This window comes from Inquilinus sp. NPDC058860, assembly GCF_042743185.1.
GTDB lineage: Bacteria > Pseudomonadota > Alphaproteobacteria > DSM-16000 > Inquilinaceae > Inquilinus.
In genome coordinates, this window is the sequence record NZ_JBHYMS010000062.1 from 1 (window position 1) to 14,605 (window position 14,605).

Here is a 14,605-nt window from a genome sequence, read left to right on the forward strand (position 1 = left end):
CCCCCTAGCCCCCTCCCGCGAGGGGAGGGGGGACTCGTTTTTGCTTCGGCCGATGTCGTTTCCGGCCTTCCTGCAGGACACGACACGATGACCGGCAATGGCTCGTCCATCCCCGAGCGGGCCGAGGTCCTGGTGATCGGCGGCGGCATCAACGGCATCAGCACCTTCCGCGAGCTGGCGCTGCAGGGCATCGACGTGGTGCTGGTCGAGCGCGACGATTTCTGCTCCGGCGCCAGCGCCGCTTTGTCCCGCATGGTGCATGGCGGCCTGCGCTATCTGGAGAACGGGGAGTTCCGGCTGGTCCGCCAGTCGCTGCAGGAGCGCGACCGGCTGCTGCGCAACGCCTCGCATTACGTCTCGCCCCTGCCGACCCTGGTGCCGGTCACGGCGCGGGTCCGCGGCACGCTGGCGACGATCGGGGCCTTCCTCGGCATCGCCGACCGGCCGCAGGCGCGGCCCGGCCTGATGATCCGGGCCGGCCTCGCGCTCTACGACCTCTTGTCCTGGCGCAGCCGGACCATGCCGCGGCACCGCGGCATCGGCCGGGCGAAGCTGCAGCGCCTGGCCAAGGGCATCACCCGACGGGCGGTGGCGGGGGTGCTGTACTACGACGCCCGCGTCACCCAGCCGGAGCGGCTGGGCATCGAGCTCTTGCTCGACACCGAGGCCGAGACCGGCGCCCGCGCCTTCTCCTACACCGAGATCACCGGCCGCGACGGCGACGGCCTGGCCTGGCGCGACCGGTTGACCGGCGCCAGCGGGCGGATCGCGCCGCGCGTGGTGGTGAACGCCACCGGCGCCTGGGTCGACCTCGTCGGCGGCGCCATCGGTCCGGCCACCAACCGCCGCCGGGTCCAGGGCACCAAGGGGTCGCATCTGATGATCCGCAACCGGGCGCTGCAGGAGGCGCTGGGCGACCGGATGATCTATTTCGAGAATGCCGACGGCCGCATCTGCATCGCCTTCAACCATGCCGGCGCCGCCATGGTCGGGTCGACCGACATCCGGATCGACGACCCGGACGACGCGGTCTGCCTGGACGACGAGAAGCGCTACATGCTGGAAGCGCTCGGCGGCATCTTCCCGGATCTGAAGGTGCGCGAGGACGAGATCGTCCATGTCTTCACCGGCGTCCGGCCGCTGCCGGTCAGCGAGGACGAGGCGACCGGGCGGATCAGCCGCGACCATGCGGTCGAGGTCGACCCGGCGGGCGCGCTGCCCTTCGCCGTCCTGACCCTGATCGGCGGCAAATGGACCACCTTCCGCGCCTTCGGCGAGGAGGTCGCCGACCTGGCCCTGGCCCAGCTCGGCCGGCCGCGCCGGGTCGGCACCCACGACCTGGCGATCGGCGGCGGCCGGGATTTCCCGCGCGACGCCGAGGCCCGGTCGCGCTGGCAGCGGGACCAGGCCGCCGCCGCTGGCCTGCCGCTGGCGCGCTTCCAGGCGCTGAGCGAGCGCTACGGCAGCCGCGCCGTCGCTATCGCCCGCTTCCTCGGCCAGGGACCGGACGCGCCGGTCGCCGCCGCCCCCGACTATTCGCGGCGCGAGCTGCAATACCTGATCGAGACCGAACGGGTGCGCGACATCGGCGACCTGCTGCTGCGCCGCACCCTGCTGGGGATGGAAGGCCGGATCACGCCGGCCCTGGTGGCGGAGGCGGGGGCGCTGGTCGCGTCCAGCCTGGGCTGGACCGAGGCCGAGACCACGGCCGCCGCCGCCCGCTTCGACGACATCATGGCCCGCCGCCACCGCGTGCAGGCCGCGCAACACTGAGGGGTTTCCGATGTATCTGACCAAGAAGGTCCGCCTGAACCGGCTGATGCGGAACGGCCGCTGCCTCGATGTCGCGATCGACCACGGCGTCTGCAACGAGCCGTCCTTCATGGCGGGGCTGGAGGACATGGCGGGCGTGGTCAGCATGCTGGCCGCGGCCGGGCCGGACGCGATCCAGATGAATTACGGCCAGGCCGACCTGCTGCAGTCGATGCCCGGGCAGAACCGCCCGGCGCTGGTGATGCGCGTCGACATGGGCAACCCCTACAACCGCCAGCGCCATCGCGAGATGTGGGCGCTGCTGCAGAACGAGACCGACCCGATCCTGCCGGCGCTGCGCCTTGACGCGGCCTGCGTGGTGGTGAACCTGTTCATGCTGCCGGACGAGCCGGGCCTGTTCCGGCAATGCGTGCAGAACATCAGCCGGCTCGGCAACGACTGCGAGAGATACGGCATGCCGCTGATGGTCGAGCCGCTGGTGATGCAGCCGAACGAGCGCGGCGGCTACCTGGTCGACGGCGACGCCGAGAAGATCGTCACCCTGGTCCGCCTGGCGCGCGAGCTGGGCGCCGACATCGTCAAGGCCGATCCGACCGACGATCCCGCCGACTTCCGCCACGTGGTCCAGGCGGCGCGCTGCCCGGTGCTGGTGCGCGGCGGCGGCAAGGCGGACCTGCGGCGGGTGTTCGACACCTCGGCCGCGCTGATGGCCCAGGGCGCGCACGGCATGGTCTATGGCCGCAACATCTACCAGCACGACAACCCCGGCGCCGTGGTGGCGGCACTGATGGCGATGATCCATGACGGCGCCGACGCCGACGCCGCCTGGGCGATCTACCGCAACGGTGGCGGCCGATGAGCGCCTGGCTGGGCATCGACGCCGGCAACACCGGCGTCAAGGCGCTGCTGTTCGACGATGCGGGGCGCGAGCTGGCCTGCGCCCATCGCGACACCGGCGGCCACAGCCCGGAGCCCGGGATGGTCGAGCGCGACATCGGCCGCCTGCGGACCGACCTCGCCGATCTCGTCCGCGAGCTGCTGGACAAGAGCGGCCTGCACGGCCGCGACATCGCCGGCATCGGCACCTCGGGCCATGGCAACGGCCTGTATCTGCTCGACGCCGAGGGCGGGCCGCTGGCGGCGATCCAGTCGCTCGACTCCCGCACCGCCGGGCTGGTCGAGGAGTGGGCGGCCGGCGGGGTGGGGGAGGAAGCGGCGGCGATCTGCCTGCAGCGGCCCTGGCCGTCGCAGACGCCGGCGCTGCTGGCCTGGATGGCGCGCCACCGGCCGCAGGTGCTGGCCCGCGCCGCCCATGTGCTGATGTGCAAGGACCTGGTGGTCCACGCCCTGACCGGGCGGGTGGCGACCGACGTCACCGACATGGCCGGGGCCGGGCTGCTGCGCCTGCCCGAGAACCGCTACGATGACACGCTGCTCGAGATCTACGGCCTCGGCGGCGTCGCCGCCAAGCTGCCGCCGCTGCACTGGCCGACCGACCGGATCGGCACGGTGTCGGCGGAGGCCGCTTCGCGCACCGGCCTGGCCGAGGGCACGCCGGTGGTCGCCGGCTTCTTCGACGTGGTGGCCAGTGCCGTCGGCGCCGGCGTCACCCGCCCGGGCCAGGCCTCGATCATCCTCGGCACCTGGAGCATCAACCAGGTGGTGGTCGACGCGCCGCTGGACGGGGTGTTCATGTCGACCGGCATGGCGCCCGGCCGCTTCCTGTCGATGGAGAACTCGGCCACCTCGGCGACCAATCTGGAATGGCTCGCGCATCACCTCCTGGCGCAGGATTCCCGGCGCGCGGGGGGCAGCGCCTTCGCCCTGGCCGACGCCCTGGCCGCCGCGGCGCCGCCCAAGGCCGACGGGCCGATGTACCACCCCTATCTCTACGGCGCCGCCGGCGATCCGTCCGCCCGCGCGGGGTTCTTCGGCCTGGCCGGCTGGCACGACGGCGGCGACATGGTGCGGGCGGTGTTCGAAGGCGTCGCCTTCGCCCATCTCGCCCATGTCGAGAAGCTGCTCGCCGCCGGCGCCCGGCTGCGCGGCATCACCGTCTCCGGCGGCGGCGCCCGCAGCCCGGTCTGGCCGCAGATGATCGCCGATGTGCTGCGGCTCCCGGTCAAGGTCGCGGCGCAGGCGGAGACGGGGGCGCTCGGCGCCGCCATGGCCGCCGCGGTGGGGGGCGGCCGCTTCGCCAGCCTGGACGAGGCCGCCGCCGCGATGGTGGCGCCGTCGCGCGAGATCGTGCCCGACCCCTGCCTGGCCGGCTTCTATCAGCGCCGCTTCGCCCTGTGGCAGGCGGTCGGCCGCAGCCTCGCGCCGCATTGGGCGGCGCTGCGGGACATCGGCCAGGCATAAGCCCCGAGGCTCGGCCTCTGCATTTTTCCGACCAGGAGACCCCATGTCCGCGATCGCCTTGCCGCGCCTGATGCGGATCGGCGCCGGCGCCCTCGACGAGCTTCCCCCGGCGCTGGCCCAGCTAGGGCTGCGGCGGCCGGCGATCGTCACCGACCGGTTCCTGGCCGGCAACGGCGCCCTCGACCGCCTCCGCGCCGTGCTGGCCGAAGCCGGCATCCCAGCACGCGCCTTCACCGACACCATTCCCGATCCGACCTCGGCCGTGGTCGACGCCGCCGTGGCCTTCATCCGCGAGGGCGATCATGACTGCGTCATCGGCTTCGGCGGCGGCAGCCCGATCGACACCGCCAAGGCGGCCGCGGTGCTCGGCGTCCGCGGCGGCGCCATGCGGGCGCTGAAGGCGCCGCACCAGGAGGATGCGCCGGGCCTGCCGATCGTCGCCATCCCGACCACCGCCGGCACGGGGTCGGAGGCCACGCGCTTCACCATCGTCACCGACGAGGCGACGGACGAGAAGATGCTCTGCGCCGGCCTGGCCTATCTGCCCAGCATCGCCATCGTCGATTACGAGCTGACCCTGGGCAAGCCGCGCCGGCTGACGGCCGACACCGGCATCGACGCCCTGACCCATGCGATCGAGGCCTATGTCTCGCGCCGCGCCTCGCCCTTCACCGACGCGATGGCGCTGGCCGCCATGCGGTCGATCTGGGCGCATCTGCGCACCGCCTGCGACGACCCCGGCAACCGGGCGGCGCGCGAGGGGATGATGCTGGGCTCGCTGCAGGCCGGCATCGCCTTCTCCAACGCCTCGGTGGCTCTGGTGCACGGCATGAGCCGGCCGATCGGCGCGCATTTCCATGTCGCCCACGGCCTGTCCAACGCCATGCTGCTGCCGGTGGTGACGGAATGGTCGGCGCCGGCGGCGCTGCCGCGCTACGCCGCCTGCGCCGTGACGATGGGGCTGGCGGAGGCGGGGGAGGGCGACGAGGCCGCGGCCGGCCGGCTGGTCGAAGCCCTGCACTGGATCAACGCCGAGCTCGACGTGCCGACGCCGCGGGCCTACGGCCTCGATGCGCGGCGATGGGACGATCTGCTGCCGCTGATGGCGGAGCAGGCCCTGGCCTCGGGCTCGCCGGCGAACAACCCGCGGGTCCCCGACACCTCGACGATCCAGGATCTGTATCGCCGCGCCTGGGGGTGACCTCCGGGCCTATGGCGTCCGGCCCTTGCTCCGCAGCCACTCCTCGTATTCCGGTCGCGCCGCGTCGCTCAGCGGGTAGTAGCGCCGCAGGTCGCCGCCCTGGGACAGGCGCTCGCGCGAGAACTCCTCCCACTCATGGTGCTGGGTCGCCTTCTCGATCACCTCCGGCGCCAGCGCCACCGGCACCACCACGGCGCCGTCGTCGTCGGCGACGATGATGTCGCCCGGCATCACCAGCACGCCGCCGCAGGCGATCGGGATGTTGACGCCGAAGGGCATCAGGTCGGTCTGGGTGTGGAAGTTCGGGGTCACGCCGCGCAGCCAGAAGCCGAGGTCCAGCCGGCCGGTGTTCGGATAGTCGCGGATGCAGCCGTCGATCACCACGCCCAGGCCGCCCCGGCCCTTGAAATAGGTCAGCATCATGTCGCCGAAGACGCCGCTCTTCATGTCGCCGCGAGCGTCGACGACGACGATGTCGCCCTTCTGGGCGTGATACAGCACGTGCCGGTGCAGCTGCTTCTCCGGCTCGGCGTATTCGTCCTCGCCGTACAGGTCCTCGCGCTTCGGCATGAACTGCAGCGTCAGCGCCGGGCCGGCGATCGCCTTGCCCTTGGTCCAGGCCACAGGGCCGCAGATATGGGTGTTGCGGATGCCCATATGGGCGAGGGTGCTGCTGGCCGTGGCGGCGCCGATCGCCTGCAGCGCCGCCGACCATTCCGCCGGCGGCCGCTTGATGTCGTGGGTCTCGATCATTCTGGGTTCGCTTTCTCTTTGAAAATCAATGGTTTCTGTCTGGATTCCCCCTTTCTGTCATGCCCGGGCTTGACCCGGGCATCCAGAGAGCGTCGAGATCTTCTGGATTGCCGGGTCAAGCCCGGCAATGACAGGGGAGGGGACGGCGGCGGCTAAGGCTCGTCGCCGAAGTACTTGGTTCCCGGCTGCAGATGCGCCTTGGCCACGTCCTCGTTCAGCGTCAGCCCATGACCCGGCCGGTCGTTCAGGTGGATGAAGCCGTCGACGATCGGCGGGCCGCCATCGACCAGGTCGCTCCACCACGGCACATCATGGGCGTGGAATTCCATCACCAGGAAGTTGTTCATGGCGGCGCAGACATGGGCGCCGGCGACGGTGCCGATCGGGCTGGCCACGTTGTGCGGCGCGATCGGGATGTAATAGAGGTCGGCATGGTCGGCGACCTTCTTGGCCTCGGCCAGCCCGCCCATCTTCGGGATGTCCGGGGCGATGATCCGCGCCGCCTGCTTCTCGATCAGCTCGCGGTAGCCGTGCTTGCGGTACAGGTTCTCGCCGGTGCAGATTGGGGTCTTCGTCGAATGGGTGACGTGGCGCTGCGCCTCGATGTTCTCCGGCGGCACCGGGTCCTCCAGCCACAGCAGGTCGAACGGCTCCAGCGCCTGGGCCAGCTTGATGGCGTCGTTGACCCCGAATTTCCAATGCGCGTCCATCGCCACCATGATCTCGGGCCCGACCGCCTCGCGCACGGCGCGGACGACATCGACCATCCAGGCCATCTCGCGCGACCCGATGGTGCGGTTGAACGGCTCGAACCACTGCCGGCGCGGGTTCGGGTCGTCCGAGATGTCGATCGTGTAGGGGTTGCGGGTGTCGAGGTCGAACTTGATGGCGCTGAACCCGTCCGCCACCACCTCGCGCGCCTTGGCGGCGTAGGAGGACGGCTCCGGCGTGTCGCCGGCATGGCAGTCGGCATAGATCCGGATCCTGTCGCGGAAGCGGCCGCCGAAGAAGGTCGAGATCGGGGTCTGCAGCGCGCGGCCCAGCAGGTCCCACAGCGCGATCTCGATGCCGCTGATCGCTGTCACGGTGGCGCCGGCCTGCGAGCCCTCGCCGGACAGGCAGCGGATCAGGATCTCGACGATCTTGCCGATATTGACCGGGTCCTCGCCGATGATGACCGGCTTGGCCTTGTGCACCAGCTCGGCGACGCCGGCGCCCCAATAGGCCTCGCCCAGGCCGGTGATGCCGGCATCGGTCTCCACCTTCACCAGCACCCAGGGGAAGTTCCCCGCGATGACGGCGGTGCGCAGATTGGTGATCTTCACGTGCTTCCCTCCGAGAGCCGGCCCGCTTGATCGGGCCGATTGATGCGTCAGGCGGCCGGCAGCGCCTGGCCGGTCCTGCCGTCGAACAGGTGCAGCTTCTGCTGGTCGAATTCGAGCCAGACCGGCTGGTCGATCCCGAGCTTGACGTCGGGCGTGACGCTGACCACCAGCGGGACCGAGCCCAGATGCACATGGGCGTAGGTGATGTCGCCGGTCGGCTCGACCGTGTAGACCCGGCCGGCGACCGCGCCGGGCGTTTCCTCGCGGTGCAGCCGGATGGTGCTGTGCCGGGCGCCCAGCACGATCTCGCCGTCGGTCGCCGCCCGGGCCTTGCGGGCATTGGCGTCGGACAGGGCGCAGCGCCAGCCGTCCGGGCTCTCGATCTCGGCGCCGTTGCCGGCCACCCGGGCCCGCACCAGGTTCATCGCCGGGCTGCCGACGAAGCCGGCGACGAAGGTGTTGACCGGGTGCTCGAACACCTGCTCCGGCGTGTCGTATTGCTGCAGCACGCCGCCGCTCATCACCGCCATCTTGTCGGCCATGGTGACGGCTTCCATCTGGTCGTGGGTGACGTAGATCACCGTCGCCCCCAGATCCTGGTGGAAGCGCTTCAGCTCGGCCCGCATCTGGGTGCGCAGCTTGGCGTCCAGGTTCGACAGCGGCTCGTCCATCAGGAACACGCGCGGGTCGCGCACCAGGGCCCGGCCCAGCGCCACGCGCTGCTGCTGCCCGCCCGACAGCTCGCGCGGCCGCCGCTCCAGCAGATGCTCGATGTCCAGCAGCTTGGCGGCGGCCCGGACCTTGGTCTCGATCTCGGCGGCCGGCAGCTTCCGCATCTTCAGCGGGAAGGCCAGGTTCTTGAAGATCGTCTTGTTCGGGTACAGGGCGTAGTTCTGGAACACCATGGCGATGTCGCGGTCCTTGGGATCCAGGTCGTTGACCAGCCGGTCGCCGATCTGGATGTCGCCGTCGCTCAGCTCGATCAGCCCGGCCACCAGGTTCAGCGTCGTCGTCTTGCCGCAGCCGGACGGGCCGACCAGGGCCACGAACTCGCCGTCGCCGACCGTCAGCGAGACATGGTCGACGACGGTCAGGTCGCCGTACCGCTTGACCACGTCCCGCAGGACCACCTCCGCCATGGGCTCCCCTTCTCGTCAGGACTTGACCGCGCCCTCGGTCAGGGCGCGGACGAAGTATTTCTGCAGGACCAGGAACAGCACGACGACCGGCACGCTCATGATGAACGACGCCGCCATCAGCCCCGGCCAGTTGGTCGCGTATTCGGTGAAGAAGCGTTCCAGCCCGACCGGCAGGGTCAGCTTGCTCTTGTCGTTGATGAAGGTCAGGGCATAGACGTATTCGTTCCACGCCAGGACGAAGGAATAGATCGCGGTGGCGATGATGCCGGGCGTGGACAGCGGCATGACCACGAACAGGAAGGCCTGGAACCGCGTCGCGCCGTCGATCCGCGCGGCTTGCTCCAGCTGCGGCGGGATGTTGTCGTAGAAGCCTTTCAGCAGCCAGATCGACAGCGGCAGGCCGAAGGTCAGGTAGGTCAGGATCAGCGACCAGGCCGTGTTCACCAGCCCCATCCACTTCATCATGATGAACAGCGGCATCAGGAAGACCACGGCCGGGAACATGTTCCGGACCAGCACCGCGTAGAACAGCAGCTTGCGGCCGGGGAAGCGGAAGCGCGAGAAGGCGTAGGCCGCCGGCACCGCGATGGCGACGCCGAGGATCGTGGTCGCGGTCGACACCATGATGCTGTTCAGCAGGTAATGCAGGAACTCCTGCCCGACCTCGTTGGCGGGGGACAGGAGGCGCGTGTACTGCTCCAGCGTCGGCTCCGACGGGATCCATTCCGGCGGGTATTGCAGGGCAGCGAACTGCGTCTTCACCGAGGTCAGCAGCATCCACGCCATCGGCAGCACGGTGAAGATGCCGAGCAGGACCAGGTAGACGATGCGGGCCACGCCCCAGGGGCCGGCCTTGCCGCGGCGGCGCTTCGGGGCGGGCCGCTGTTCAAGCGTGACGGCGCTCATTCCGGCTTCCTCTCGCCCTGGGTCAGCGCCCGGACGTAGAACCAGCCCAGCGCCATCATCACCACGAACAGGATCACCGAATAGGCCGAGGCGATGCCGAAGCGGATGCGGCCGAAGGCCAGCTGGTAGATCTGGGTGATCCAGATGTCGGACGACCCGGCCGGGCCGCCGCCGGTCATGATCCAGGGGATGGTGAAGCCGTTCAGGTTGGTGACCAGCAGCAGCAGCACGGTCACCATCGTCACCCCCTTCAGATGCGGCATGGTGATATGCCAGAAGCGCTGCCAGACACCGGCGCCGTCGACCTTGGCGGCGCGGTGCAGCTCGTCCGGCACGGTCTGCAGCCCGGCCAGCAGCATGATCATGGCGAAGGGGAACTCCTTCCAGACATTGACCACGATCAGCGACGGCAGCGAGGTGTGGACGTTGTCCAGGAAGTTGATCGGCATCTCGGTGATGCCGAAGGCCACCGACAGCGCCCCGATCACGCCGAAATCGCTGTGGTACAGCCAGCGCCAGACATAGGAGGCGGCGACGGCGCTGATCACATAGGGGATCAGGAACAGCCCGCGCAGCATGCCCCGGCCGATGAAGGCGCTGTTCAGCGACAGGGCGGCGCCGAGGCCCAGGATGAAGGCGAAGAAAGTCGAGTACACCGTCCAGATCAGGGTGTTGATCGTGACTTCGCGGAAGCTGTCGCTACCCAGGATGCGGCTGTAGTTGTCGAGGCCGACATAGGTCTTGTCGGCCATCGCCAGGCTGGGCGGTGTGTTGAAGAACGACAGGTAGACCGTGTCGTAGATCGGGTAGCCGATCACCAGCAGCATCACCGCGAAGGCCGGCAGGATGTAGAGGTAGTCGGCCCAGTGGCGGGCGATGCGTCGCATCAGGCCAGGGCGGCGGGGTGCCGCCCGTGCCCGGGGCGCATCGTCCTGCGCGGCAGCCATGGTCACGCCCGAGCTCTCCTCTGCGGGGGAAAGGGGCGGCCGGCGCCTCAGGCACCGGCCGGGTGCGGGACGGGGCCTAGAGGCCCGACAGCAGGTCCTTGATCTTGCTGGCGGCGTCGTCCGCCGCCTCGGCCACGGTCATCTTCCCGGTCAGCGCGTTCTGCATCATGTTCGGGACGATGATGTTCATGATCTCCGCCGATTCCGGGATCACCGGGAACGGGATCCCGCTCGGCAGCATCGAGGTGGTGACGTTCAGGAACTTGATCTCGTCCAGCCGCTGCTTCATCCACTTGGTTCGGAAGCCGCGGGTGTTGCCGGGGTTGGAGCCGACCCAGGCCACCTTGGTCGACCATTCCGGCCCGGTGGCGAAGGCGATGAAGGCCCGGGCGGCGTCCTTGTCCAGCCCGCCATCGACCACATCCGGGTTGAAGATGTGGGCGTTGGAGCCGCCGAACACCACGGCGCGCCGCGCCGGCCCCTTCGGGATCAGCCCATAGCGCATGTTCGCCACCACCGCGTCCGCCACCGCCTTGTCGGCGCCGGTCGCCTTCTTGGCGCGGTCCAGCATCGTGGCGTATTCCAGCGGGTGGCTGATCATCATCGCCAGCTGGCCCGAGATGAACGGGTCCTGGTTCTCGGTCTGGGTGTTGGTCAGGGCCGAGGTCGGCACCGACTTGTCCCGGACATACATGTCGTAGGAGGCCTGCAGCGCGGCCTTGGAGCCGTCGTTGTTGATGTAGACGTCCTGGTAGGCCGGGCTCGGCTCGGCCTCGTCCAGCGCGCCGCCGCCGTAGGCCCAGCATTGCGGCATGTAGCGGAACGGCGTGTTGCCGGCATTCGGGCGGGCCACCAGGCCGTAGCCGTTCTTGCCGGTCTTGTCCTTGATCTGCTTGGAATAGGCGACGAGGTCGTCCCAGGTCGCCGGCGGGCTCTCGGGGTCGAGGCCGGCCTCCTTGAAGATCCCGGCGTTCCAGATCAGCGCCATGGTCTCGTTGTTGGTCGGCACCCCGTAGGTCTTGCCCTTCCAGGTCACCGACTTCATCGCGCCGGGCCAGAAATCGGCGGTGCGATACCCGACCTGCTCGGGCGACAGTTCGCTGAGCTGGCCCTTGGCCGCGAACTCCACGCCCCACAGGATCGGCAGCTTCGCCGCCATCGGCGCGGCGTTGCCGAGCGCCGCGGCGCGCAGCTTGTTCAGCATCTGGTTGTAGTCGAGGTTCTGCTTCTCGACCGCGATGTTCGGGTAGGTCTTGGCGAAGGTGTCCCAGAACTGGGTGTCGATCTCGTGGTCGATCCGGGGCGACGCCTCGTTCGGCCCGACATACCAGTAGGTCAGCCGGCCCTTGTAGTCGAGCGGCACCACCTTGGCGCATTCCGCCGCGGTGTCGACCTCGAGCGTGCCGGCGATGCTGCTGATGTAGTCGGGCGTCCAGTTGGCGATGTCGATGCCCGTGTCCTGCGCCAGGGCGCGGAGCGGGCCGAGCCCGGCGGCCAGTGCCCCGGCCCCGGCGGCATAGCCGAGGAAGCGGCGGCGGTCGACGGCATGGGGAAAGAGGTCACCAGCATGAGGCTTGGTCATGAGCGGTCCTCCCAATGGCCTCGCTTGTCGTCTGCGAGTTCCGGGTCAGCCTAGGCTTCGGGGGCAAAACGCGTCAAGGAAGATGCGCAACAAGTTGCGGTTTTTGTTATGTTGTTAGTCAGCGGCATTCCCCGACCGACCGTTCAATCGAAGAATGCCCTGTCCTCGTCGGTCAGGTACGGCCGGGCGCGCTCGGGGTCGATTTCGACGCCCATGCCGGGCCGGTCCCACACCTCGATCAGCCCGTCGCGGACGATCGGGTCCGGCAGGCCGTCGACGATGTCGTACCACCAGGAAGGGTTGCCGCTCGGATACTCGAAGGCGATGAAGTTGTTCGGCAGCGTGGCCGAGACCTGGACCAGCGCGGCCAGGCCCAAGAGGCCGTTGCCGGTGCCGTGCGGCGCCATCAGGATGCCGTGCAGATGGGCGTATTCGGCGATCCATTTCAGCTCGGCGATGCCGCCGACATCGCAGGGATCGGGGCCGACCACGTTGACCGCGTGGCCCTCGATCAACGCCTTGAAGTTCTGGCGCAGATAGATCTGCTCGCCGGTGTGGATCGGGGTCGAGGTGGCGCGGGTCACCTCGCGGTACACGTCGGCGTTGACATAGGGCACGTAGTCGCCGGTGATCAGGTCCTCGAGCCAAAGCAGATTGTACGGCTCGACCGCGCGGGCGAAGCGGATCGCGTCCGGCACGGTCCAGCCCGGGCCGCAGTCCAGCGCCAGCGCGACCCTGTCGCCCAGCACCTCCTTCATCGCCGCGACGCAGTCGACCATGTGCTTCAGGCCGCGCTCGGTGATCAGCCCGGAATCCATGGCGCCGTGGAACACGCTCTGGCCCGGATTGCCGTAGTAGAAGCCCGGCACCTCCCGCTTCATCGGGCTGTGGAAGCCGATGCCCTGCTTGATCATGGTGAAGCCCTCGGGCAGGGCCATCTGCCGCTTGGCGTCGGCGGCGTAGTGCTCCGGCTCGTAGCCGGCCATCGGCACGCGCAGCGAGCCGTTGTAGACCCGCACATGGTCGCGCACCTTGCCGCCCAGCAGCCTGTGCACCGGCAGCCCCGCCGCCTTGCCGGCGACGTCCCACAGCGCCATCTCGATGGCGCTGACCGCGGCCCCCCAGGGCTTGAAGGCGCCGCGCTGGCGGATCCGCGTCATGGTCCGTTCGACCAGCGTCGGGTCCTCGCCGATCAGGGCGTCGCGGAAATGCAGGATGTGCGGCTTCAGATACGGCTTGTAGGATTCGACCTCGCCATAGCCGCTGAGGCCCTGGTCGGTGACGATGCGCACGATCGGGTTCTTGCCGATCACGGCGCATTTCAGATCGACGATCTTCATGGCGGCCCGCTTGGTGGGGGACGGGCACTGCCGCCCACCCGGTGTTTCCTCTCCGCTGCCCTTTTTATGTCCGATCTAGGCAGTCGATGGCCGAGCCTAACACAGGCAAGGGTCATTGCAACTTGTTAGGTGCCCCTGGCTCGCGAGAATACTCAAAAACCGTCATTGCGAGGAGGGACGGGGTTACTTCGCCCGCTTCAGCACCGGCGCCAGCCAGGCCGTGGGCGCCGCCGGGCCGGTCGAGCCGCGGGTGACGATCTCGGCCACCAGCGCCAGGCGCACCGGCGGCCGGGAGGCGGCCTCGGCATCGCCCAGCCGGTCGGCGATGCAGCGGACCATGGCGGCGCCGATCTCGACCTGCGGCGTCCGCACCGTGGTCAGCCGCGGCGATACCTGCGACGCCGCGGCGAAGTCGTTGAACCCGACCACCGAGATGTCCTCGGGCACGCGGATGCCCAGGCGCAACAGGTCCGAGACCACGTTCACGGCGATGCCGTCATGGGCGCAGAACAGCGCCGTCGGCGCGCCGCCGCGCCGGAGATGGGCGAGGAAGGCGTCGCGGAATCCCTCCGTCTCGTCGAAGACGATGTCCTCGGCCGTCGTGCCCGGCGCCTCCAGCATGCCGTCGCGGAAGCCGCGATAGCGTTCGGCCCGGCCGAGCGGCAGGGTGCTGCCATGGACGAAGGCGACGGCCTTGTGGCCGAGGCCGAGCAGCAGCCGGGCCACGCCGACCCCGGCCTCCCAGTCGGCGCCGACCACCTGGTCGATCCGCTCCATCGCGCCGACATAGGTGGCGCAGACCACCGGCAGGCCGGTGCGCGCGGCGAGGGCGGAGATCTCCTGCGGCCGCGGCACCGCCAGGATCAGCCCGGCCACGGCGCTGTCCAGCGGGCCGCCCTCGGCCAGGTGACGGGCCTGGCGCGGCACGATCGAGAAGCCCAGCCGCTCGCCCTCGCGCTCGGCGCCGTGCAGCATGTTCAGCCACAGCTCGCTGGCGACCGGGTCGATCTCCTGCCGGATGAACAGGATCTGGCCGTTGGCGGCCGGCAGCTCCTGGCTGCGGCGGTATCCGAGGGCGTGGGCGGCGCGCAGCACCCGGCTGCGGGTGGCCTCGCCGACGCCGGACTTGCCGGACAGGGCGCGGGACACCGAGAACTTCGAGATCCCGAGCCGGTCGGCGATGTCCTGGATGGTGACGCGGCCTGAGCTCATGCGGGGTTGCGCTCCTGTTTGGGCCGCACCTTCTGCCGCAGCGCCGGTTCTGCCGTCAACATCGTC

Annotated in this window: 12 protein-coding genes; 4 read left to right on the forward strand and 8 right to left on the reverse strand. The window is 69.7% G+C overall.

Going from position 1 to position 14,605, the window contains the following annotated elements:
* Positions 1–87: 87 nt before the first annotated feature.
* The 4 genes from ACFW16_RS30025 to ACFW16_RS30040 are packed head-to-tail and all read left to right on the forward strand — an operon-like array spanning position 88 to position 5,335.
* On the forward strand, positions 88–1,773 hold the full coding sequence (locus ACFW16_RS30025; protein ID WP_380312156.1) for an FAD-dependent oxidoreductase: 1,686 nt from the start codon (positions 88–90) through the stop codon (positions 1,771–1,773).
* 10 nt (positions 1,774–1,783) lie between these two features.
* A complete protein-coding gene (locus ACFW16_RS30030; RefSeq protein ID WP_380312158.1) occupies positions 1,784–2,632 on the forward strand; it encodes a class I fructose-bisphosphate aldolase in 849 nt (282 codons plus the stop codon).
* A complete protein-coding gene (locus ACFW16_RS30035; RefSeq protein ID WP_380312161.1) occupies positions 2,629–4,134 on the forward strand; it encodes an FGGY-family carbohydrate kinase in 1,506 nt (501 codons plus the stop codon). The genes ACFW16_RS30030 and ACFW16_RS30035 overlap by 4 nt, the downstream gene beginning before the upstream one ends.
* 43 nt (positions 4,135–4,177) lie before the next feature.
* Positions 4,178–5,335: an iron-containing alcohol dehydrogenase gene (locus ACFW16_RS30040; RefSeq protein WP_380312163.1), complete on the forward strand. Its 1,158-nt coding sequence runs from the start codon at positions 4,178–4,180 to the stop codon at positions 5,333–5,335.
* A 9-nt stretch (positions 5,336–5,344) separates the two neighbouring features.
* Here ACFW16_RS30040 and ACFW16_RS30045 read toward each other — a convergent pair whose 3' ends face one another.
* The 8 genes from ACFW16_RS30045 to ACFW16_RS30080 all read right to left on the reverse strand — a co-directional run bounded on the left by ACFW16_RS30045 (position 5,345) and on the right by ACFW16_RS30080 (position 14,539).
* Positions 5,345–6,088 (reverse strand): ribonuclease activity regulator RraA, encoded by a 744-nt coding sequence (locus tag ACFW16_RS30045; protein ID WP_380312165.1) that lies wholly within the window; start codon positions 6,086–6,088, stop codon positions 5,345–5,347.
* Between the two features lie 152 nt (positions 6,089–6,240).
* On the reverse strand, positions 6,241–7,413 hold the full coding sequence (locus ACFW16_RS30050) for a mandelate racemase/muconate lactonizing enzyme family protein (protein ID WP_380312167.1): 1,173 nt from the start codon (positions 7,411–7,413) through the stop codon (positions 6,241–6,243).
* A gap of 47 nt (positions 7,414–7,460) precedes the next feature.
* Complete coding sequence (locus tag ACFW16_RS30055) at positions 7,461–8,552, reverse strand: ABC transporter ATP-binding protein (protein WP_380312169.1); 1,092 nt, start codon at positions 8,550–8,552, stop codon at positions 7,461–7,463.
* A gap of 15 nt (positions 8,553–8,567) precedes the next feature.
* Positions 8,568–9,458: a carbohydrate ABC transporter permease gene (locus tag ACFW16_RS30060; RefSeq protein WP_380312171.1), complete on the reverse strand. Its 891-nt coding sequence runs from the start codon at positions 9,456–9,458 to the stop codon at positions 8,568–8,570.
* A complete protein-coding gene (locus ACFW16_RS30065; protein ID WP_380312226.1) occupies positions 9,455–10,405 on the reverse strand; it encodes a carbohydrate ABC transporter permease in 951 nt (316 codons plus the stop codon). Before ACFW16_RS30065 ends, ACFW16_RS30060 begins: the two co-directional genes overlap by 4 nt.
* A 76-nt stretch (positions 10,406–10,481) precedes the next feature.
* Positions 10,482–11,987 carry an extracellular solute-binding protein gene (locus ACFW16_RS30070; protein WP_380312173.1) on the reverse strand — a complete coding sequence of 502 codons (1,506 nt, stop codon included), beginning with the start codon at positions 11,985–11,987 and terminating at the stop codon, positions 10,482–10,484.
* 143 nt (positions 11,988–12,130) lie between these two features.
* Positions 12,131–13,327, reverse strand: a complete 1,197-nt coding sequence (locus tag ACFW16_RS30075) for a mandelate racemase/muconate lactonizing enzyme family protein (RefSeq protein ID WP_380312175.1) — start codon at positions 13,325–13,327, stop codon at positions 12,131–12,133.
* A 183-nt stretch (positions 13,328–13,510) separates the two neighbouring features.
* Positions 13,511–14,539 carry a LacI family DNA-binding transcriptional regulator gene (locus ACFW16_RS30080; protein WP_380312178.1) on the reverse strand — a complete coding sequence of 343 codons (1,029 nt, stop codon included), beginning with the start codon at positions 14,537–14,539 and terminating at the stop codon, positions 13,511–13,513.
* Positions 14,540–14,605 lie beyond the last annotated feature (66 nt).

Excerpts from the sequence above, each read along its gene's own strand:
- ACFW16_RS30075 (WP_380312175.1), bottom strand. The coding sequence starts at position 13,327 with ATGAAGATCGTCGATCTGAAATGCGCCGTGATCGGCAAGAACCCGATC.
- ACFW16_RS30065 (WP_380312226.1), bottom strand. The coding sequence starts at position 10,405 with ATGGCTGCCGCGCAGGACGATGCGCCCCGGGCACGGGCGGCACCCCGC.
- ACFW16_RS30060 (WP_380312171.1), bottom strand. The coding sequence starts at position 9,458 with ATGAGCGCCGTCACGCTTGAACAGCGGCCCGCCCCGAAGCGCCGCCGC.
- ACFW16_RS30030 (WP_380312158.1), top strand. The coding sequence starts at position 1,784 with ATGTATCTGACCAAGAAGGTCCGCCTGAACCGGCTGATGCGGAACGGC.
- ACFW16_RS30040 (WP_380312163.1), top strand. The coding sequence starts at position 4,178 with ATGTCCGCGATCGCCTTGCCGCGCCTGATGCGGATCGGCGCCGGCGCC.
- ACFW16_RS30070 (WP_380312173.1), bottom strand. The coding sequence starts at position 11,987 with ATGACCAAGCCTCATGCTGGTGACCTCTTTCCCCATGCCGTCGACCGC.
- ACFW16_RS30055 (WP_380312169.1), bottom strand. The coding sequence starts at position 8,552 with ATGGCGGAGGTGGTCCTGCGGGACGTGGTCAAGCGGTACGGCGACCTG.
- ACFW16_RS30035 (WP_380312161.1), top strand. The coding sequence starts at position 2,629 with ATGAGCGCCTGGCTGGGCATCGACGCCGGCAACACCGGCGTCAAGGCG.
- ACFW16_RS30025 (WP_380312156.1), top strand. The coding sequence starts at position 88 with ATGACCGGCAATGGCTCGTCCATCCCCGAGCGGGCCGAGGTCCTGGTG.
- ACFW16_RS30045 (WP_380312165.1), bottom strand. The coding sequence starts at position 6,088 with ATGATCGAGACCCACGACATCAAGCGGCCGCCGGCGGAATGGTCGGCG.
- ACFW16_RS30080 (WP_380312178.1), bottom strand. The coding sequence starts at position 14,539 with ATGAGCTCAGGCCGCGTCACCATCCAGGACATCGCCGACCGGCTCGGG.